17 protein-coding genes are annotated in these 17,618 nt (G+C 68.5%); 6 read left to right on the top strand and 11 right to left on the bottom strand.

The features are described from left to right. Both gcvPB and ACIQ3R_RS02740 read left to right on the top strand, forming a co-directional pair. Window positions 1–1,532, top strand: a 1,532-nt coding sequence (gcvPB, locus tag ACIQ3R_RS02745; RefSeq protein ID WP_397414804.1) for an aminomethyl-transferring glycine dehydrogenase subunit GcvPB, incomplete at its 5' end; no start/stop codon positions are given. A 129-nt stretch (window positions 1,533–1,661) separates the two neighbouring features. Further along, window positions 1,662–2,045 (top strand): PGPGW domain-containing protein, encoded by a 384-nt coding sequence (locus ACIQ3R_RS02740; protein WP_397414802.1) that lies wholly within the window; start codon window positions 1,662–1,664, stop codon window positions 2,043–2,045. Window positions 2,046–2,258: 213 nt separating this feature from the next. Here ACIQ3R_RS02740 and ACIQ3R_RS02735 read toward each other — a convergent pair whose 3' ends face one another. From ACIQ3R_RS02735 to ACIQ3R_RS02695, 9 genes are all read right to left on the bottom strand, one after another. Beyond that, window positions 2,259–2,762, bottom strand: a complete 504-nt coding sequence (locus ACIQ3R_RS02735; RefSeq protein WP_397414800.1) for a F0F1 ATP synthase subunit B — start codon at window positions 2,760–2,762, stop codon at window positions 2,259–2,261. Further along, on the bottom strand, window positions 2,762–3,370 hold the full coding sequence (locus tag ACIQ3R_RS02730; protein WP_397414798.1) for a hypothetical protein: 609 nt from the start codon (window positions 3,368–3,370) through the stop codon (window positions 2,762–2,764). The genes ACIQ3R_RS02735 and ACIQ3R_RS02730 overlap by 1 nt, the downstream gene beginning before the upstream one ends. Window positions 3,371–3,442: 72 nt before the next feature. Beyond that, entirely contained in the window at window positions 3,443–3,667 is a 225-nt protein-coding gene (locus ACIQ3R_RS02725) for a F0F1 ATP synthase subunit C (protein WP_293382167.1), read from the bottom strand. Window positions 3,668–3,717: 50 nt separating this feature from the next. Continuing rightward, complete coding sequence (locus ACIQ3R_RS02720) at window positions 3,718–4,503, bottom strand: F0F1 ATP synthase subunit A (RefSeq protein ID WP_397414796.1); 786 nt, start codon at window positions 4,501–4,503, stop codon at window positions 3,718–3,720. 16 nt (window positions 4,504–4,519) lie between these two features. Further along, the gene (locus ACIQ3R_RS02715) at window positions 4,520–4,870 is read right to left on the bottom strand and encodes a F0F1 ATP synthase assembly protein I (protein WP_397414794.1); all 351 of its coding nucleotides are present in this window, start codon (window positions 4,868–4,870) and stop codon (window positions 4,520–4,522) included. A gap of 170 nt (window positions 4,871–5,040) precedes the next feature. After that, window positions 5,041–8,484, bottom strand: coding sequence for an AAA family ATPase (locus ACIQ3R_RS02710; RefSeq protein ID WP_397414792.1), 3,444 nt, complete (start codon window positions 8,482–8,484; stop codon window positions 5,041–5,043). 4 nt (window positions 8,485–8,488) lie between these two features. Then, window positions 8,489–9,133, bottom strand: coding sequence for a thioredoxin domain-containing protein (locus tag ACIQ3R_RS02705; protein WP_397414789.1), 645 nt, complete (start codon window positions 9,131–9,133; stop codon window positions 8,489–8,491). After that, a complete protein-coding gene (locus ACIQ3R_RS02700; protein WP_397414787.1) occupies window positions 9,130–9,765 on the bottom strand; it encodes a DsbA family protein in 636 nt (211 codons plus the stop codon). The genes ACIQ3R_RS02705 and ACIQ3R_RS02700 overlap by 4 nt, the downstream gene beginning before the upstream one ends. A gap of 203 nt (window positions 9,766–9,968) precedes the next feature. Beyond that, window positions 9,969–10,511, bottom strand: a complete 543-nt coding sequence (locus ACIQ3R_RS02695) for a DUF721 domain-containing protein (RefSeq protein ID WP_397414785.1) — start codon at window positions 10,509–10,511, stop codon at window positions 9,969–9,971. Window positions 10,512–10,558: 47 nt separating this feature from the next. On the opposite strand from ACIQ3R_RS02695, the gene mutY reads away from it, so the two are divergent. Continuing rightward, entirely contained in the window at window positions 10,559–11,590 is a 1,032-nt protein-coding gene (gene mutY / locus ACIQ3R_RS02690; protein ID WP_397414782.1) for an A/G-specific adenine glycosylase, read from the top strand. Here mutY and ACIQ3R_RS02685 read toward each other — a convergent pair. Continuing rightward, window positions 11,587–12,747 carry an MFS transporter gene (locus tag ACIQ3R_RS02685; RefSeq protein ID WP_397414780.1) on the bottom strand — a complete coding sequence of 387 codons (1,161 nt, stop codon included), beginning with the start codon at window positions 12,745–12,747 and terminating at the stop codon, window positions 11,587–11,589. The genes mutY and ACIQ3R_RS02685 overlap by 4 nt on opposite strands. A gap of 194 nt (window positions 12,748–12,941) precedes the next feature. Between ACIQ3R_RS02685 and ACIQ3R_RS02680 the strand changes: the two genes are divergently transcribed. Genes ACIQ3R_RS02680 through glcF form a run of 3 tightly spaced genes read left to right on the top strand, consistent with a single transcriptional unit; the run spans window position 12,942 to window position 16,824 of the window. Beyond that, on the top strand, window positions 12,942–14,423 hold the full coding sequence (locus ACIQ3R_RS02680; protein WP_397414778.1) for an FAD-linked oxidase C-terminal domain-containing protein: 1,482 nt from the start codon (window positions 12,942–12,944) through the stop codon (window positions 14,421–14,423). Continuing rightward, window positions 14,423–15,595, top strand: a complete 1,173-nt coding sequence (gene glcE / locus ACIQ3R_RS02675) for a glycolate oxidase subunit GlcE (protein ID WP_397414776.1) — start codon at window positions 14,423–14,425, stop codon at window positions 15,593–15,595. Before ACIQ3R_RS02680 ends, glcE begins: the two co-directional genes overlap by 1 nt. Beyond that, window positions 15,592–16,824, top strand: coding sequence for a glycolate oxidase subunit GlcF (gene glcF, locus ACIQ3R_RS02670; protein WP_397414774.1), 1,233 nt, complete (start codon window positions 15,592–15,594; stop codon window positions 16,822–16,824). The genes glcE and glcF overlap by 4 nt, the downstream gene beginning before the upstream one ends. Here the strand turns inward: glcF and ACIQ3R_RS02665 are convergent. Further along, window positions 16,817–17,599 (bottom strand): phosphatase PAP2 family protein, encoded by a 783-nt coding sequence (locus ACIQ3R_RS02665; RefSeq protein ID WP_397414772.1) that lies wholly within the window; start codon window positions 17,597–17,599, stop codon window positions 16,817–16,819. The two genes, glcF and ACIQ3R_RS02665, sit on opposite strands and share 8 nt — an antisense overlap. Window positions 17,600–17,618 lie beyond the last annotated feature (19 nt).

Here is a 17,618-nt window from a genome sequence, read left to right as displayed (position 1 = left end):
GCGAGACGGCCGCGAACGGGGACTTCACCACCCTCACCGGCGCGCGCGGCCTTCTGCAGGACGAGCCGCTGATCTTCGAACTCGGCGGCTGGGACAAGACCGGCGTGGATCTACCGGAGGCGGAGGTCGACGCCTCGGACCTCGTCGGGTTGGTGCGCTCAAGCCTGCCGCTGCCCGGTCTCTCCGAGCCCGAGACCGTCCGGCACTACGTGCGCCTCAGCCAGAAGAACCACGCCATCGACCTGGCGCTCTATCCATTGGGCTCGTGCACCATGAAGCACAACCCGCGCCTGAACGAGAAGATGGCCCGGTTGGCGGGCTTTTCCGACCTGCACCCGCTGGCTCCGGTCTCCACCACGTCGGGGGCGCTTGAACTGATCTCGCGCCTTTCCCACTGGCTGAAGACCCTGACTGGCATGCCGGCCGTCGCCATGACGCCCAAGGCTGGCGCCCACGGCGAGCTTTGCGGCCTGCTCTGCATCAAGGCCGCTCATGAGGCGGCCGGGCAGGGGGCCCGTCGCACCGTGCTGGTTCCCACCTCGGCGCACGGCACCAACCCAGCCACCGCCGCCTTCGTCGGCTATTCCGTCACCGAGATCGCCCAGACCGCCGACGGCCGCGTCGACCTGGGGGACCTCGCCGCCAAGCTCGGTGACCACGTCGCCGCGATCATGGTCACCAACCCCAACACCTGCGGCCTCTTTGAGCGCGAGATCGTCGAGATCGCGCGGTTGACGCACGAAGCCGGCGCTTACTTCTACTGCGATGGCGCCAACTTCAACGCCATCGTCGGCAGAGTGCGGCCGGGCGACCTCGGCATCGACGCCATGCACATAAACCTGCACAAGACCTTCTCCACCCCGCACGGCGGTGGGGGCCCTGGCGCCGGGCCGGTGGTGCTCTCCGCAGCGCTGGCGCCGTTCGCCCCGGCGCCCTGGGTGGTGGATGGAGCTCTGATCGAAGCGCCCGAGGGGGCCGCCGCCCAGGCTTTTGGCCGGATGAGCGCCTTCCATGGCCAGATGGGCATGTTCGTTCGCGCTTACGCCTACATGCGGAGCCATGGCGCGGACGGTCTACGACAGGTTGCCGAGGACGCCGTACTGAACGCCAACTACATCAAGGCCCGGCTGTCGAACGCTATGACGCCAGCCTTCCCGGACGGTCCCTGCATGCATGAAGCGTTGTTCGACGACGCCTGGCTGGAGGGTACGGGTGTGACCACGCTCGATTTCGCCAAGGCGATGATCGACGAGGGCTTCCACCCCATGACGATGTATTTCCCCTTGGTGGTGCACGGCGCGATGCTGATCGAGCCGACCGAAACCGAGAGCCGTGCGGAGCTGGATCGCTTCTGCGATGCGCTGTTGGCGCTGGCTGAGGCGGCCAAGGCGGCTGACGTCGATCGGTTTCGCCAGGCGCCGCATGTGGCGCCGTTGCGACGGCTCGATGAAACCCTTGCGGCAAGGAAGCCGAAGCTGGCGTGGCGTCCCGAGCAGCCCACTGTGGCGCCGGCGCCATTAGCGGCGGAATAGGCCGTCGTGATGAAAATTTAACGGCGGATCGGCTTTACGGGACTCTCGTAGGTACGCATATGAGTTCCGTTGCGGTGGACCTCCCCAGCCCGCCGCGCGTTCCCCAGGACGACTTAAGTGTCATTCGCCATGCCTTCTTTGCGTGTCTACCGCGCCGCGGACGACCTCGCACGCGAGGTGGCCGGCCGCATCAAGCGGGTCGGGCTGGCGGTGCTTGGCCTGGCGATCATCCTGTTGGGCGTGCTGATCGCGCCCCTGCCGGGCCCTGGGGGCATTCCGGTCATTGTGGTCGGGCTGATGATCGTCTTGAAGAACTCGTTCAAGGCGCGACGTCAGTTCGTACGCCTGCAGCGGGCGCACCCAAGGGTCATTTCTCCGATCCGCCGGCTGTTGCGGCGCGACCCTGAGTTCGTGCCGATGTTCTACCAGCAAACCCTTCGCGTGGAACGCATACTCCTGCCACGCCGGTTTCGCTTCGTGCGCGGCGCGCGCCGCCGCTTCCGCCGACGTTGACCAGAATCTGATCGGGAAACGTCCACGGACCCCGCGACCGCCCGGCGTCAGGCCGGAATTCGGCGGGTCTCCCCAGACGGACCGCCGCAGCATGGTCCGGACTGTCGAGGGGTCCGTGGACAGGTCACGAGCGTCCGGCGTTCCCCAACGCTAGACGCTCCACCCCGGACGCCGCCTCCAGGTGTGGAAGCGTTGGCGTCCGAAACGCATGAACTATTGCAGCTTCCCCGCTAGCTGACTGATCGCTTTATCGATCAACGGATCAGACTTCGCGCCGGCGATGCGTTGCATCAGCACCTGTTCGGCTATTTTCGTGGCCAGGTCTGCGGCCGCGGCGCGAACCTCGGCCTCGGCGCGCACCTCGGCAACCTTGATACGCTGTTCGGACAGCTTCTGACGTCGGGCAAGGCTCTCCTCGAGCTTCGCCTTGGCCTCAGCCTCGAACTGCTGGACCTGCTCCTGAGCGGCAGCGAGCATCTCTTGAGCCTGGCGCTGGGCGGCTTCCCGCTCGGCCTGTAGTTGGGTCAGCAGGCGCTGAGCCTCCTCCCGGATGCGTGCGGCCTCGTCCAGATCGGACTGGATTGCCGCCACCCGGGCATCGAGAGCGCCCGCTATCAGCTTCGGCGCCTTGGCCACAAAGACCACGATCACCAGGAAAATCAGCAGGCCGGCGCCGACCCAGAACTTGGCCTCAGCGGGGTTCAGGAAGTCGGGCATCAGACGAAGGCTCCGGCGATCTTGGCCTCGGCGGACGAGATGGGCTTGCCCGTAAGCTTCGCCACGATCGCCTCTGCGGTGTCGTTGGCAATGACGCGCACGTTGGTCATCGCCTGATCGCGGAGACCGCGGATGCGAACCTCGGCGGTCTCAACCTGGGCCGCCAATTCTGCGTCCTGGGCTGCCTGGGTCCGGGCCATCTCTTCAGACGCCTTCGCACGGGCGTCGGCGACGAGTCGGCGAGCGTCCGTTCGGGCGGCGTCGATATCGGCCCGCACGGCCTCGGCCTTGGCGTCGGCTTCGGCCTGGGTGCGGCGCGCCTCGGCCAGGGCGTCGGCGATCGTCTGGGCCCGGGTTTCGGCGACCCTCCTGAAACGCGGGACGAAGACGCGCGCGAACAGGATGTAGAGAATCGCGAACAGCAGCAGCAGCCAGATGATCTGGCCGCCCCAGTACTGGAAGTCGAACTGCGGCAAACCACCGCCTTCACCGCCGTGCGCGGCGACCTCGGTTGTCCCCGCGGGCACAGCGTGGCCGTGCACCGAATCAGTCGCGGGGGCGCCGTCGTTGGCGTCCATAGGGGACGCGGAAGGGATTTCGGGGGCCATCAGGCGCGAAAGTCCTTGAGGTCGACCCAAGTGCACGCAGCCCGCAGGCTGCGCGCCAAGGGCGGACAGGGCTTAGCTGAAGAGGATGAGCAGGCCGAGCACGAAGGCAAGGATGCCCAGAGCTTCGGTCAGGGCCGCGCCGAGGATGAGGTTGGTGAACTGGCCGCCAGCCGCCGACGGATTCCGCGTCGCGCCTTGCAGGAACCCGCTGAAGAGGGTGCCCACGCCGATTCCCGCGCCGATCATGCCGAGGGTCGCCAGACCCGCGCCGATGAACTTAGCCGCTTCCGCTTCCATGATGTTTTGGTCCTAGTGCGAAGTTGAAGTTGAGGGTTGAGAGCCGGCCGTCAGTGGTGATGGCCGAGGTTGACCACGTCGTTCAGATAGACGCAGGCCAGAACCGCGAAGACGAAGGCCTGCAGGAAGGCCACGAGAAATTCAAGCGCTGTCAGCGCCACGACGCCGCCCAATGAGAGCATGGCGCCCGGAATGCCGAGCAGGCCCAGGCCTCCCTCGGCGGCGAGCGCGCCCAGCGAGACCACGAAGCCAGCGAACACCTTCAGCGCCACGTGGCCGCCGAGCATGTTGCCGAAGAGTCTGAGGGCGAGAGTGACCGGACGCAGAAGGAACGAGATGAACTCGATCGGCGTCACCAGGATCAGCATGTACCAGGGCACGCCCGCCGGAACGAACAGCTTGTACATGTTGTGGCCGTTGCGGACGAAACCGATCACCAGCACGAGCAGGATCGTCATGGCCGCCAGGGTCGCGGTGACCGCAAGCTGCGACGTGGCGGTGAACACCAGGAACAGGCCCAGAACGTTCATGGAGAGGATGAACAGAAAGAGGGTGAAGACGAAGGGGAAGAACGTCCGGCCCTCGGCGCCTATGATCGAGGTGGTGAGGTTGTCGATGTAGTTGAACGCCGCCTCGCCCACCATCTGCAGGCGGCTCGGCACAACACTGGCCTTCGCCGTCGCCAGACCAAAGAACACCGCTATGCCCGCCGCGGCCAGGGTCATGGCCAGCGTCGAGTTGGTGAACGCCATGTCCACCACACCCAGGCCGGGGATGGTGAAGTCGGGCAGGTCCACGATCTTGTGGACCTTGAACTGACTCATCGGGTCGGCCATGCCGCCTCGACCTCCTTCAATCGTCTTCGTCGTCAGGCGGGAGATCCCGTGGGGGCCCCAGCTCGCGTTCGATCTCGGCCGACATCTTCTTTGCCGACTGGACCGCCATCCAGATCGAGATGCCGAAGCCCAGAAGGACTCCGACGATCATTCCCCAGGGCCGGATACCCGCCACCACGTCGACGGCGGCTCCAAACCCTAGGCCTACGAATAGACCTCCCAAAAGTACACCCAGCAGGCGATAACCATAACTTCCCGCCTTCGCACCATAGTCCTCTGGCGTCTGGGAGGTTCGCGCCGCCAAGGCTCCGGCTCGCGCGCTCAGATTTCGAAGCGCTTCGTCGCGCGTCTCGTCTGAATGGGGCATGGAAGGAAGCCTCGCATCCTGCCGCACCCGCCCCAAAGCCGGGATCTCAGGTGGCGCGGAACCTACAGACGCGTGAGCGGTGCGTCAAGGCTCGTTCGGGCTCTCTTAATGCATTGATATATAACATAAAATCGACATTCTCCCGACACCGCGATCCGCCTAGGGGCGGGCTATTGTGCGGCCATCGCCTCGGCTTGGCGCAGATCGACCGAGACCAGTTGCGAGACGCCGCGCTCGGCCATGGTGACGCCGAACAACCGGTCGGTGCGGGCCATGGTCACCGGGTTATGCGTAATGACCACGAAACGGGTCTCGGTGCGCCGGCACATCTCGTCGAGCAGGTTGCAGAAGCGGTCGACATTGGCGTCATCGAGCGGCGCGTCCACCTCATCCAGCACGCAGATCGGTGCAGGATTGGCCAGGAAAACCGCAAAGATCAGCGCCGCCGCCGTCAGCGCCTGCTCACCGCCGGAGAGCAGGCTCATTGAGGCTAGCCGCTTGCCTGGCGGGCAAGCGTAGATCTCAAGGCCGGCCTCCAGCGGATCATCGGACTCGATCAGCCGCAATTCGGCCTGACCGCCCTGGAACAGCGCCTGGAACAGGGTCTTGAAGTGATCGTTGATCACACCGAACGCCGCAGTGAGCCGCTCGCGCCCTTCTTGATTGAGCTCGTCGATCCCTTGGCGCAGTTTGGCCACGGCGCCCGACAGGTCCGCGCGCTCGGCGTTCAGAGTTTCGAGTCTCTGGGTCGTCTCGGTCGCATCGGTCTCGGCGCGCAGATTTACGGGCCCTATCGCATCGCGCTGCCGCTCCAATCCGAACAGATGCGCCTCGACGCCTTCCGGATCGGTGGGGATGGCCACCGCTTCTTCTGACAGCCTCTTGGCGAGTTCTTCCGGTTCCAGGCGCGCCGCCTCGCGGATCGCCTGAGCGGTCTCGGTCAACCGCTGAGCCGCGGCCTCGGCGTGCGCCGCGAGACCCGCGCGGGCCTCCCGGGCCTCGGCGGCGGCTGAGTCTGCGGCGCGAAGGGCGCGCTCGGCCGCGGTGCGCGCGGACTCGCCGACCGCCAGCGCGTCGTCGGCTGCGGCGCGGCGCGCCTCGGCGACCGAAAGCTCGTCCAGCAGCCGCGCGCGACGCGTTTCCAGCGTTGTCGGCGCCTCGCGCGCCAGAACCAGTGCGGCGTGGGCGCGTTCGCGGGCCTCAACGAGCTGTGTCAGACGACGGGCAGCACTGTCGGCGCGACGGGTCCAGTCGGCCCGCTCGCTCTCCAGCATCTCCCGGCGGCGTGCGCGGCCGGCATGGGCGCGGAACTCTTCGGCATGGGCCGCGCGAGCGGCGTCGTCTGCCGTACGGGCTGCCAGCGCTCCCTCGCGAGCGATGGCCAACGCCGCCGCCGCGCCACTGTCGGTGAGTGCGCCCAGCGCCTGCGCGGCGACATCGCGTTCCGCGAGGTGCTCAGCATACTCCGCCTCGAAGCGGCTGATCAGGTCATCCAGTGAACCGGCGCGCGCCTGAGCCAGGGCGGCGTTGCGATCCAACGTCTCGAGCTCGCTCCGCGCCCGGACGGCGGCGGCTTCCAGTTCCGGCAGGGCGCGGCGGGCGGCGCGGGCCGCCTCGTCTGCGTCGCGCGCGGCGGCCTGTGCGTCGGCGGCTGCCGCGCGAGCCGTCTCAGCGCCGGGGGTCAGACCTTCTATCTCGTCTTCCAGACCGGCGAGGCGGGTCTTCTGCTCTAGTCTCACCGCGGCCGGACGCGGGGCCTCGGCGCGGACCGTGAACCCATCCCAACGCCAGAGATCGCCCTCGCGGGAGACCAGGCGCGCGCCTGGCGCGAGGTCGGAGCACAAGCGTTCGCCATCGGCCTGGTCAACAAGCGCCACATAGGCGAGGCGGCCAGCCAGGGCGGCCGGGGCGCGGATCAGGGGCGCGATGGGGGTCGCGCCCTTAGGCCAGGCGGGCGGCGGCGGGGGATCGCGACCGCCCCAGTGCGCAGGACTGGCCGGATCGAGGGCCGCATCAAGATCATCGCCAAGAGCAGCGGCCAGGGCGGCCTCAAGTCCCTTGTCCGGCGTCACTGATTCTAGCGCCGGGGCGAAGCCGCCGCGCCTGGCTTGGGCTACCAGCCCGGCCAGCGCCCGAGCCTCGGCGGTCAGCCGCCCGAGGTGTTCGTCAGCCTTGCGTGCGGCCTCACGCGCCGCCTGTTCACGCGAGGCGGCCTTGGACCGTGCGTCTTCAGCGTTTTCCAAGGCGGAGCGGGCGGCAGTGAGCGCCACCTCGGCCGCCTCGAAACGGGTCCGAGCGACGGCGGCAGGGTCGTCGGCCGGTAGCGCCAGTGCAGCGCGCTCGCCTCGCGCCTGGTCCAGAGCCCGACGTGTGCGCGAGGCCCGCGCCTCGGCTGCTTCCAGGCGTTGTGTCGCTGAGTTCCGACCCGCCTCCTCGCTCGCCACGACGCCGGCCAGTCGCTCCACCTCCGCGTCGGCCGCGGCTCGGGCGGTTTCGGCGGCTCGAGCAGCGGCCTCCAACTCCGGCCCGCGCGCGGGCGCGTCAGCGATCTCGGCCAGAACAGTCTGCAGGTCCGCCCCGAGCCGCAATAGGGCGGCGGCGGCGTCCTCGGCGATCTGGGTCTCTCGGGCCTGATCGGTCTCAATGCGAGCCAGATCTTCGGCCAGTCGCGCCAGTTCGGCGGCATGCGCCTCGGTCTCGCGATCCAGTCGGTCCTTGTCGATGGCCAGTTTGTTGAGGACCGCCACCGCGATCGTCGAGGTTTCGCGCAAAGGCGCCATCCCTGCGTCGGCCTCCAGCGCTGCGGCGCTCGCCTGCGCCGCCGCCCTCGCCGTGGCCTCGACCGCGCGGGCCGCTTGCGACGCTTCTTCGGCGAGGCGGGCGGCTGCGGCCCTGGCCTCGGCCCAGCGGGCGCATAACACAGCGCTCTGAAGGGCGCGGATCTCGGCCGACAGCTTGCGGTAGCGCTCCGCTGCGCGCGCTTCACGCTTCAGCCGCCCGAGGCCGGTCTCCAGCTCGCGGGCCACATCATCCAGGCGGGTCAGATTGGTCTCGGCTGCACGCAGGCGAAGCTCGGCTTCATGGCGACGAGAATGGAGACCCGAAACGCCGGCCGCCTCTTCCAGGATCATTCGCCGGTTCTGAGGCCTGGCCGCGATCAGTTCTGAGATCTGTCCCTGACGCACCAGGGCGGGCGAACTCGCGCCCGTCGAGGCGTCGGCGAAAAGCAGCTGCACATCCCGCGCCCGCACCTCGCGGCCATTTATGCGGTAGGTCGAACCCGCGCCCCGATCGATGCGTCGCACCACCTCGATCACCGGATGGTCGTTGAACGCCGCGGGCGCACGACGCTCGGCGTTGTCGATGGTCAGCGCGACCTCAGCGTGATTGCGTCCTGGCCGCTTGTCCGAACCCGCGAAGATCACATCGTCCATGCCGCCGGCGCGCATCGCCTTGGCGGAGTTGGCCCCCATGACCCAGCGCAGGCCCTCCAACAGATTGGACTTGCCGCACCCGTTTGGCCCGACCACGCCGGTCAGTCCAGGTTCGATCCGGAACTCCGTCGGTTCGACGAAGGACTTAAATCCGGCGAGCCTGAGACGCTGGAATCGCACCGGATCAGCGTCTCCCAGCCGGCTTGGCGGCAGCCTTGGACGCAAGTGCGCGCTGGATCGCCGCTTCCATCTCGGCCAGGGTCGGCACCTTCTGATTGGGCAGCAGCACGCCGTTGATGAAGAAGGTCGGCGTGCCGGTCACCTTGTCTGTCCCGGTGGCGTACTCCAGCCGCGCGGCCAGGGCGTCATTGGCCTTCGCGTCGGTGATACAGGTTTCGAACTGCGCTTCGGTGAGACCGTTTTGTTTGGCGATCTCCACGAACACCGGTTTGATGTTGCCCTCGCGCCAGCGCGGCTGGCTGCGGAACACCTGATCAACGATGTTGAAATAGCGTGTTCCGCCGTTGCAGCGGGCCATCAGAAACCCGGCTGCGGCCACCTGCGCCGGGGCGGTCAGGAGCTCTCGAAGGGTATAGTAGACCAGCCCCTTCTCCACATACTTGGCCCGCAGACCGGGAAACACCTCGATGTGGAAGTCCGCGCAGTGCGGGCAGGTAAGCGAAAGGTACTCGACCACATGCACCGGCGCTTTGGGGTCACCCAGGCTCATGTCGCCCGGCGCCGCGCGCATCGCCGCGCCCGCCGCTGACGGTGCGGCCAGCGCCGCCAGTCCGGCGCCGACGGCTGCGCGGCGTGAGAGGCGGGTCATTGGGCCTTCATGGCCTCGGCCACCGCGGCGTCCAGCTCGACCATGGTCATCTCGCCTTCCTTCACCTTCTTGCCGTTGAAGATGAACGTCGGAGTCGAGGTGATGTTGCGGCCCTTCACCGAAGCCTCAACGCGGTCGTTCAGCGCCTGGGCGGCCTTCTCATCGCTTACGCAGGCGTTGAACTGGGCCTCGGTCATGCCCGCCGACTGCGCCACCTTGAGCAGCGTGCCGCGCGCATCCCCGGTGCGGAACATTTCTTCCTGCGAGTGGAACAGAGCGTCGAGAACGCTGAAGTACTTGTCCTTGCCTGCGCAACGCGCCAGCAGCACGCCCGCGGCGGCCACCGGCTCAGGCGGAGTCAGGAACTCATGGTAGGTGTACCGCACCTTGCCGGTGTCGATGTACTTGGCCTTGAAAGCCGGGAACACCTCTGTCGCGAAGCGCCCGCAATGGCTGCAGGTGGTCGAGGCGTACTCCTCGAAATGCACAGGGGCCTTGGGATCACCCATGGTCATGGCGTCGGTCGAGACGGCGGCAGCGCCGCCGCCTCCGGCCTGTCCGCAGGCCGATAGCGCGAGTGCGCCGAAGCTGGCGGCCGCGGCGATAATCAGGCGACGAATGAAACTCGACATCCGGGACCTTCTCCAGGGTGTGAACATAGAATTAAAGCGCGATTCCCGCGCCATCCTAGCCCTAGAGCCTGTCCGGATCAGATGGAATCATCTGATCCGTAAGAACAGGCTCGATTTCCTTGAGTTAGAGCGTGACGGGCGCCTGAACCGGTATCCACTTCAGGCTGTCGCGCTCTCGGGATCAGGATGGCGGCGGATGTTTGTCAGTTCCGCTCGTCGCGGGCCAGGACCCCGCGTCCCAGCGCCGCCAGCGCGTCCTTCAGCCCGCCTTCCGGTAGGTCGGACAGCCCCGCCGCCAGCCGCGCCTCTTGCGCTGCATCCAGCGGTCGCGCCGACCGGCGAACGAGCATGGCCGTATCGGGCCGCCTGAGCGGTCCCTGGATGATCCGCAAGCGGCCCACCGCACCTGCGCCCAGAAAGACGTTCACCCGGGCCAGAATATCTTGGGCCTGATGCTGTATCAGCGCCGCCGAAGGACCCGCCACCCGGATCTCCAACGTCGCTGTTGCACTGCCGCGGGCGGCGATCACCCGGATCGGTTCAGTCCGTCGGGCGATGTCGTCCCCAACCACCTCGCGCCAGCGCGCGGCCAGCGCACCGGCGCCCTGGCCGAAACGCGCATCGAGATCACGCACCAGCCCCTTCAGCGCCCGCCCGGCCGGCGGCGGGGGACGCCGTGCCGGGCGTGTGCGATGGCTCCCCAGAATCTGGAGCGCCTCATCCAGCGAGGGCAGGCGACGGTTCATGGCCTCGACCCTACCGCGCCGCCCTGGCGGATGGTAGGCAACCTCGCGTGGATATCCCCGCTTTGCATGCCCGCCTGCTCGACTGGTACGACGCCCACGCCCGCGATCTGCCCTGGCGGGTCGGCCCCCGGGTGGGTTTCGCGCAAGCCGATCCCTATAGGGTCTGGCTCTCGGAAGTGATGCTGCAGCAAACTACGGTGCCGCACGCCGCGCCCTATTTCCTGAAGTTCACCGCCCGTTGGCCCACCGTCTCCGATCTGGCGTCGGCGGACGATGGTGAGGTCATGGCTGCGTGGGCGGGCCTTGGCTATTACGCCCGCGCACGCAACCTGCTCGCTTGCGCCCGGTCTGTGGCTCGTGACCACGCCGGTGTCTTTCCGGACACCGAAGCCGGCCTGCGCGCCCTGCCAGGGCTCGGCCCCTACACAGCCGCCGCCGTGGCGGCCATCGCCTTCAACCGTCCAGCCAACGTGGTCGACGGCAATGTGGAAAGGGTGATGGCGCGTCTGTTCGCCGTCGAACCACCGTTGCCTGACGCCAAGCCGGAGTTGAGGGCCCGCGCCGCGGCCCTGGTCAGCGCCGATCGTCCAGGCGACTGGGCCCAGGCGCTGATGGACCTGGGCGCCACCGTCTGTCGTCCCCGCGGCCCGCTCTGCGAGCGCTGTCCTATCGCCACGGATTGCGCCGCCCGCGCGGCCGGCGCGCCGGAGACCTGGCCTCGCAAGCGGCCCCAGGCCGCACGCCCGCATCGGTATGGCGCAGCCTTCCTGCTGACCCGGAACGGGGACGTGGGCCTGGTGCGCCGTCCGCCTCGCGGCCTGTTGGGCGGCATGCTGGCATTACCGGGCTCGGAATGGCGCGCCGCGCCCTGGTCGGACGCCGAAGCGCTGGCCACGGCGCCCGCTCCGGGCGCGTGGCTGCGGGTCGCCGAGGTTGAACACGGCTTCACTCACTTTACCCTGACACTGAAGGTCTGGCGCGCCGAGGGTGACGCCCCTGATCTGTTGTGGACCCCGCGCGCGGGCCTTGATGCGCTGCCGAGCGTCTTCTTGAAGGCTGCTCGCGCCGCCTTGAACTAGGCTGCCGGTTTCGGGTCCTTCGGAAACACGAAGCTAAGTGTCGCGAGCGCGGTCAGCGACATGATCAATGCCGCCGCCGGGATCGCCGGAACGCCGAACCCCGCCAGCGCCACACCGCCGAGGGTCGCCCCGGTCGCCTGGCCCAACGAAAACACCGATCCGTTCAGCGCCAGCGCCACCGGCGCCCCGCCGGTCGCCTGGATCAGACGCGACTGGGTGACCGGTGAGATCGAAAAGATCGCTGTCGCCGCCAGGAAAACCGCCGCCAGCACCAGTGCGTCTACCGCCAACCCATGCGGCAGCACCCCATGCGTGGCCGCGAAATGCAGGCTCATCGCCACGCCTTGCAAGCCGATACAGCGCAGCACCCAGGCCTTTCCCGCGCCCCGATCGGCCGCCCGCCCGCCGAGCCACAGGCCCATGGCGGCGCCGAAGCCGATCATCGACTGGAACACCGCCACGCCTGCCCCGGTGATCCCGGTGCCCACCCGCACGATGGGCGCGATGTAGAGGTTGAGCGTCATGTTGGCGGCGAAGGAGAGAAAGCTGGTCAGATAGATCGGCCATACAACTGAGAGATCGATCTTGCCGCCTTCGCGCTTTGCCGGCGCCGGGACCGGCGGCAGGAAGACGCTCACCGCCGCCAGCGCCACGCCCGCCAGGATCGCCGCGACGATGAACGTGGCGCGCCATCCGAACATCGCGCCCGCTACGCTGCCGATCGGGATGCCGACCACGAAGGCGAGGGTCATGCCGCCCGAGACCATGGCCAGCGCGGAGCCGCGCCGCTCGGGCGGCACCAGCGAGGCCGCCGCCACGCTGGCCGCCGGCGCCGAGATCGCACCGGCGAGCCCGGCCAGCGCCCGCAACACCAGCAGCGCTTCGAAGTTGGGCGCCACCGCGCAGGCCAGATGCAAGCTCACCGCCGCCACCAGCCCCACGATCACCACCAGCCGGCGGTCGAGCTTGCCCAGCGCCCAGGCCGCCACCGGCCCCAGCGCCGCCGAGGTCAGCACGTAGGCCGTCTGTAACTGCCCGGCCACCGCGGTGGAGACGCCGAGGTCCGCCGCCATGGTCTCCAGCAGACCCGCAAAAATGAAGGCCGCCGACCCCGACGCGAAGGTGCAGAGCGTCAGGACGTAGATGCGCGGGTTCATCCGGCGAGGTTGGCCTGTTCTTCCGCTCGCGACAACGTGGGAAGGATAGGCCCTCCTTGGCCCGGAACCATCATCCTGCTTGATGATAGGGGCGTCCGCAGCGCCAGTCACGAGCTTGGCGCTCTTGTCAGCCGGCGCGCAGAGCCCCTTGGAGGGTTGGGGCGACTGAGCCTAACCTCCCAAGCATTATGCGGATGCCCCTGCCCGACCCCGCGCTTCTCGCCCGCAAGGCCGAGATCGTGCGGGCGCTGCGTCGGATCGTGCCGGGCGAGGGCGTGGTCTCCGAACCGGTCGAGCTGATTCCTTTCGAGAGTGACGCGCTCTCGGCCTACCGTCAGGCCCCGATGGCGGTTGTGCTGCCCGAGACCACAGCCCAGGTGTCCGCCGTACTCGCCTGGTGCCAGGCCAATGGGGTGAAGGTGGTGCCGAGGGGCGCTGGCACTTCGCTTTCCGGCGGCGCCCTGCCGCTGGCCGACGGGATCGTGGTGGGGCTTTCAAAGTTCAACCGCGTACTGGAGGTGGACTACGTCAACCGATGCGCAGTGGTGCAGCCCGGCGTAACCAACCTCGGGATCACGGCCGCCGTCGAGACCCAGGGCTTCTATTATGCGCCGGACCCCTCAAGTCAGATCGCCTGCACCATCGGGGGCAACGTGGCGGAAAACTCGGGCGGGGTGCACTGCCTGAAGTACGGACTGACGACCAATAACCTGCTCGGTTGTGAGCTTGTGTTGATGAGCGGTGAGGTCGTACGCATCGGTGGCAAGACCTTGGACGTGGATGGCTATGATCTCCTCGGGATCATCACCGGCTCGGAAGGTCTGCTGGGGGTGGTCACTGAGGTGACGGTCCGGATCCTCCCCAAGCCTGCCGCGCAACGCGCCCTGCTGTTGGGCTTTCCCTCGGTGGAAGCGGCGGGCGCCTGCGTGGGCGATATCATCGCTGCGGGGATCATTCCGGCCGGGCTGGAGATGATGGATCAGCCGGCGGTGCGCGCGGCCGAGGCCTTCGTCGGCTGCGGCTATCCGGTGGACAGCGCGGCGCTGCTGATCTGCGAGCTGGATGGTTCCGAGGCCGAGTGCGACGAACTTGCCGGCCATGTGCGGCTGCTGGCCGCGCAACGTGGCGCGGATGTGGTGCGGGTATCGACCTCCGACGCGGAGCGCCAGGCCTTCTGGGCGGGCCGAAAGGCCGCGTTCCCGGCCGTCGGGCGGCTGGCCAGCGGCTACCTCTGCATGGACGGCACCATCCCGCGCGCCCGGCTCCCGCACGTGCTCTCTGAGACCTATCGAATGGCCGGGACGTATGGTCTTGCGGTGGTCAACGTCTTCCACGCCGGCGACGGCAACCTCCACCCGCTGATCCTCTATGACGTCGACAGTCCCGATGAACTGGAACGTGCAGAGGCGCTGGGGGCAGACATCCTCAAGCTATGCGTCGCGGTCGGCGGCGTGCTGACCGGCGAGCATGGGGTCGGCGTGGAGAAGCGGGACCTGATGGGCGAAATGTTCGATCCCACCGATCTGGCCTGTCAGCAGCGCTTGAAGTGCGCTTTCGACCCAGGACTGCTGCTCAATCCGGGCAAGGTGTTCCCGACGCTGCACCGATGCGCGGAGCTCGGCCGGATGCATGTCCACCACGGCAAACTGGCCTTTCCGGACCTGCCGCGCTTCTGATGCCCGAAACCTTCGCCCGCGCGCTCAAGCCCACCAGCCCCGAAGAGGTGCAGATTCTCGTCGCCGAGGCCGGCGCGGCGGCGCGGCGGATAGAGGTTATGGGCTCGGGCTCCAAACGCGGGATCGGCCAGATGGAGCCGGTGGACCTTGCACTCTCCACCGCGCGGCTCGATCGGATCATCGACTATGCTCCTGAAGAACTGACGCTCACCGCCCAGCCCGGCGTACGCATCGCCGATCTCGAGCGGATTTGCGCGACGCGCGGCCAGATGCTGCCGTTCGAGCCGCCGCGCTGGACGCGACTGCTCGCCTCGCATGGCGAGCCGACACTGGGAGGCGTCCTGGCTGCCGGGCTGTCTGGCCCGCGACGGCCGCGCGCCGGCGCGGCGCGGGATCACCTGCTGGGTTTCCACGCGGTCTCCGGACGGGGGGAGGTGTTCAAGGCCGGCGGTCGCGTGGTGAAGAACGTCACCGGCTATGACCTGATGAAGCTGATGTGCGGGTCCTGGGGCACTCTCGCGATCCTGACCGAAGTCACCATCAAGGTGGCCCCGCGTCCCCGCACTGAGACGACGTTGCTCCTCTCAGGCCTGGCCGACGTGCGGGCCAGCGAAGCGATGACGCTTGCGTTGAACGGCCCCTTCGAGGTCTCCGGCGCGGCGCACCTGCCGGCCCATGCCGCGCGCGCCCGGCCGCTCGGCGCCGCGCACCCGGTCACGGCCATGCGGCTGGAGGGTTTCGAGGCCTCGGTGGCCGCGCGGCGTGAGGCTCTGGCCGCGGCGCTACGGCCATTCGGGACGCCGGAAGCGATGGAGGCCGAGGCGAGCCGGGCCCTTTGGGTCGACATCCGCGAGGTCGAGGCCTTCGCGGGCGATCCGCGTCCGCTGTGGCGGCTGTCGCTGCCCCCGGCTTCTGGCTGGCGCGCGCCGCACGCCCTGCCGGGCGATGCGCTGTACGACTGGGGCGGGGCCGTGGCCTGGATCTTGACCGAAGCGCCGGACGCGCGCGTGCGGGCGGTCGCGGCCGAACTTGGCGGCCATGCGCTCTGCCTGAGGGGGCATCCGGCCTTCGGTCCGCGAAGGGGCGGCCACGGCGCGCTGCAGGAGCGTATCAAGGCGGCGTTTGATCCGCTGGGCGTGCTCAATCCCGGGCGAATGGAGGCGGCGACGTGAAGACCGGCCTTACCGCAGAGCGGCTCTCCGCGCCGGGCGTGGCGGCCCAGGCGGCAGAACTCAAGAAGTGCGTTCAGTGCGGGTTCTGCACCGCCACCTGTCCCACCTACACCCTTCTGGGCGACGAGCGTGACGGTCCGCGCGGGCGCATCCAACTGATGCGCGAGATGCTAGCAAGCGACGGCCCCCCGCCAGCCGGAACTGTACGGCATGTCGACCGTTGCCTGTCCTGCCTCGCCTGCAAGAGCGCCTGCCCTTCGGGCGTAGACTATGCGGTGCTGGTTGACGCGGCGCGGGCGCGGATCGAGGCGCATCGTCCGCCGCCTGTACGCGCCCTAAGGGCGCTGCTGGCCTGGACGCTGACCGACCGGCGCCGCTTCGGATTGGCCCTGAAGCTGGGGCGCCTCGTCAGGCCTTTGGCCCCGCTCGTCGAACGGCTGGGTCTGAAGCCGCTCGCGGCGATGCTTGATCTCGCCCGCGGGCCGCCGCCAAGGTCTGAGCCCGTCGCCCTCGCCCCCTCGACCCTGCGTGGTAGGGTTATCCTCTTGCAGGGCTGCGTAGAACCCGTGTTGTCGCCTCAGGCCCGCGCCGCAGCCGCGCGCGTGCTGACACGGATGGGTTTCGAGGTGTTGACTGTCGCCGGAGAGGTCTGTTGCGGGGCGCTGTCCGAGCACCTGGGGCGCGCCGGCGAGGCTGAAGCCATGGCCAGGACTAACCTGGCGGCTTGGGCCCGAGTTGGCCCGTTCGACGCCATCATCACGACCGCGGCCGGCTGCGGTACGGCGTTGAAGAGTTACGCTAGGCTGGTCGGGAGCTCGGCGCCGGCGCGCGACATCCTGGAGTTCATCGCTGAGGCCGGACCGCCCCCGATGGCCGCGCCGGAACGGCTTACGATCGCCTATCATTCGGCCTGCTCGCTGCGGCACGGCCAGGGTATCGTCGAAGCGCCCACGCATCTTCTTAGGGCGGCCGGTTTCGAGGTCCAGACGCCCGCCGAGAGCCATCTCTGCTGCGGCTCGGCGGGGGTCTACAATATCCTTCAACCCGAGATCGCCACTCGGCTTCGCGATCGCAAGGCGGATCGATTGAATGCGGTCGGAGCCGATGTGATCGCAGCCGGCAATGTCGGGTGCGCCGCCCAGCTCGAGCCGGTCGTCGGCGCGCCCATCGTCCACCCGGTCGAGTTGCTCGATTGGGCCAGCGGCGGGCCGAAGCCGTCGGCTATCTAAGCGGCGCAGCGGCCAGTTCGGCTTCGGCTTTGCACATCGCGACGTCAGGCGTGGGACCGCCGGCGCGGGCCCTGGCTAACTCGGCGCGGGCGGCTTCGAGGTCGGCGCGGAAGGTTGCATCCGATTGCAGGACAGCGTGGATCGCCGAAGCGTTGGTGCGGGCGGCGTCGACCGCCGAGATCGAGTGCACGCCGCAGACCGCCCGGCTTTCGCCGAAGGCCCGCGCGCGGACCAGGATCGGCGTGGCGCGGTCGGGCGCCAGGTCGGCGAGGATCAGTCCTCCGATCCAGCCCCAGGTCGCATGGCCGGAGGGATAGTCAGGACTGGCCGCCAAACCTTCGGACTTGGGCACGCAGATTGGGCCATCCTCGATCAGGTAGGGCCGCTTGCGCTTGAACACGTCCTTGACGCTGGCGACCTGCATTCCAACGTCAATGCCGACCCGCCCCAGCAGCGCCGCCAGCCGAGGCGCGGATTGCGGAGTGAGCGTGACGCCGAGCGCGCAAGCGAAGGTTCCCATCATCGGCCCCGGGCCCGTCGGCACGTCGGCCTGGGCCATTTTCCAGCGGGGCGAGCCCTCGAGCTTGCGCGAGGCGCGGAAGTAGCCCTGGTCGTCCACCTCGCGTGCCGATCCTGGGGCCGGGGCGGGCGGCAGGATCTTGGCGGCGTCGGGCCATCTGGCGGCCCCGAGATAACCACTGGGCGCCTGGGCCGTTGCAGGGGTCAACCCTAGGAGCCCGGCGAGCGCGAGGCCCGCGATCAGATGGCGGCGCATAGAGGTCTCCGAGGGGTTG

The organism is Phenylobacterium sp., from assembly GCF_044371015.1.
Taxonomy (GTDB): Bacteria; Pseudomonadota; Alphaproteobacteria; order Caulobacterales; family Caulobacteraceae; genus Phenylobacterium.
This window is presented reverse-complemented; position numbering and strand designations above follow the sequence as displayed.

Excerpts from the sequence above, each read along its gene's own strand:
- ACIQ3R_RS02740 (WP_397414802.1), top strand. The coding sequence starts at position 1,662 with ATGCCTTCTTTGCGTGTCTACCGCGCCGCGGACGACCTCGCACGCGAG.
- ACIQ3R_RS02735 (WP_397414800.1), bottom strand. The coding sequence starts at position 2,762 with ATGCCCGACTTCCTGAACCCCGCTGAGGCCAAGTTCTGGGTCGGCGCC.
- ACIQ3R_RS02730 (WP_397414798.1), bottom strand. The coding sequence starts at position 3,370 with ATGGCCCCCGAAATCCCTTCCGCGTCCCCTATGGACGCCAACGACGGC.
- ACIQ3R_RS02725 (WP_293382167.1), bottom strand. The coding sequence starts at position 3,667 with ATGGAAGCGGAAGCGGCTAAGTTCATCGGCGCGGGTCTGGCGACCCTC.
- ACIQ3R_RS02720 (WP_397414796.1), bottom strand. The coding sequence starts at position 4,503 with ATGGCCGACCCGATGAGTCAGTTCAAGGTCCACAAGATCGTGGACCTG.
- ACIQ3R_RS02715 (WP_397414794.1), bottom strand. The coding sequence starts at position 4,870 with ATGCCCCATTCAGACGAGACGCGCGACGAAGCGCTTCGAAATCTGAGC.
- ACIQ3R_RS02705 (WP_397414789.1), bottom strand. The coding sequence starts at position 9,133 with ATGACCCGCCTCTCACGCCGCGCAGCCGTCGGCGCCGGACTGGCGGCG.
- ACIQ3R_RS02700 (WP_397414787.1), bottom strand. The coding sequence starts at position 9,765 with ATGTCGAGTTTCATTCGTCGCCTGATTATCGCCGCGGCCGCCAGCTTC.
- ACIQ3R_RS02695 (WP_397414785.1), bottom strand. The coding sequence starts at position 10,511 with ATGAACCGTCGCCTGCCCTCGCTGGATGAGGCGCTCCAGATTCTGGGG.
- ACIQ3R_RS02685 (WP_397414780.1), bottom strand. The coding sequence starts at position 12,747 with ATGAACCCGCGCATCTACGTCCTGACGCTCTGCACCTTCGCGTCGGGG.
- ACIQ3R_RS02680 (WP_397414778.1), top strand. The coding sequence starts at position 12,942 with ATGCCCCTGCCCGACCCCGCGCTTCTCGCCCGCAAGGCCGAGATCGTG.
- glcE (WP_397414776.1), top strand. The coding sequence starts at position 14,423 with ATGCCCGAAACCTTCGCCCGCGCGCTCAAGCCCACCAGCCCCGAAGAG.
- ACIQ3R_RS02665 (WP_397414772.1), bottom strand. The coding sequence starts at position 17,599 with ATGCGCCGCCATCTGATCGCGGGCCTCGCGCTCGCCGGGCTCCTAGGG.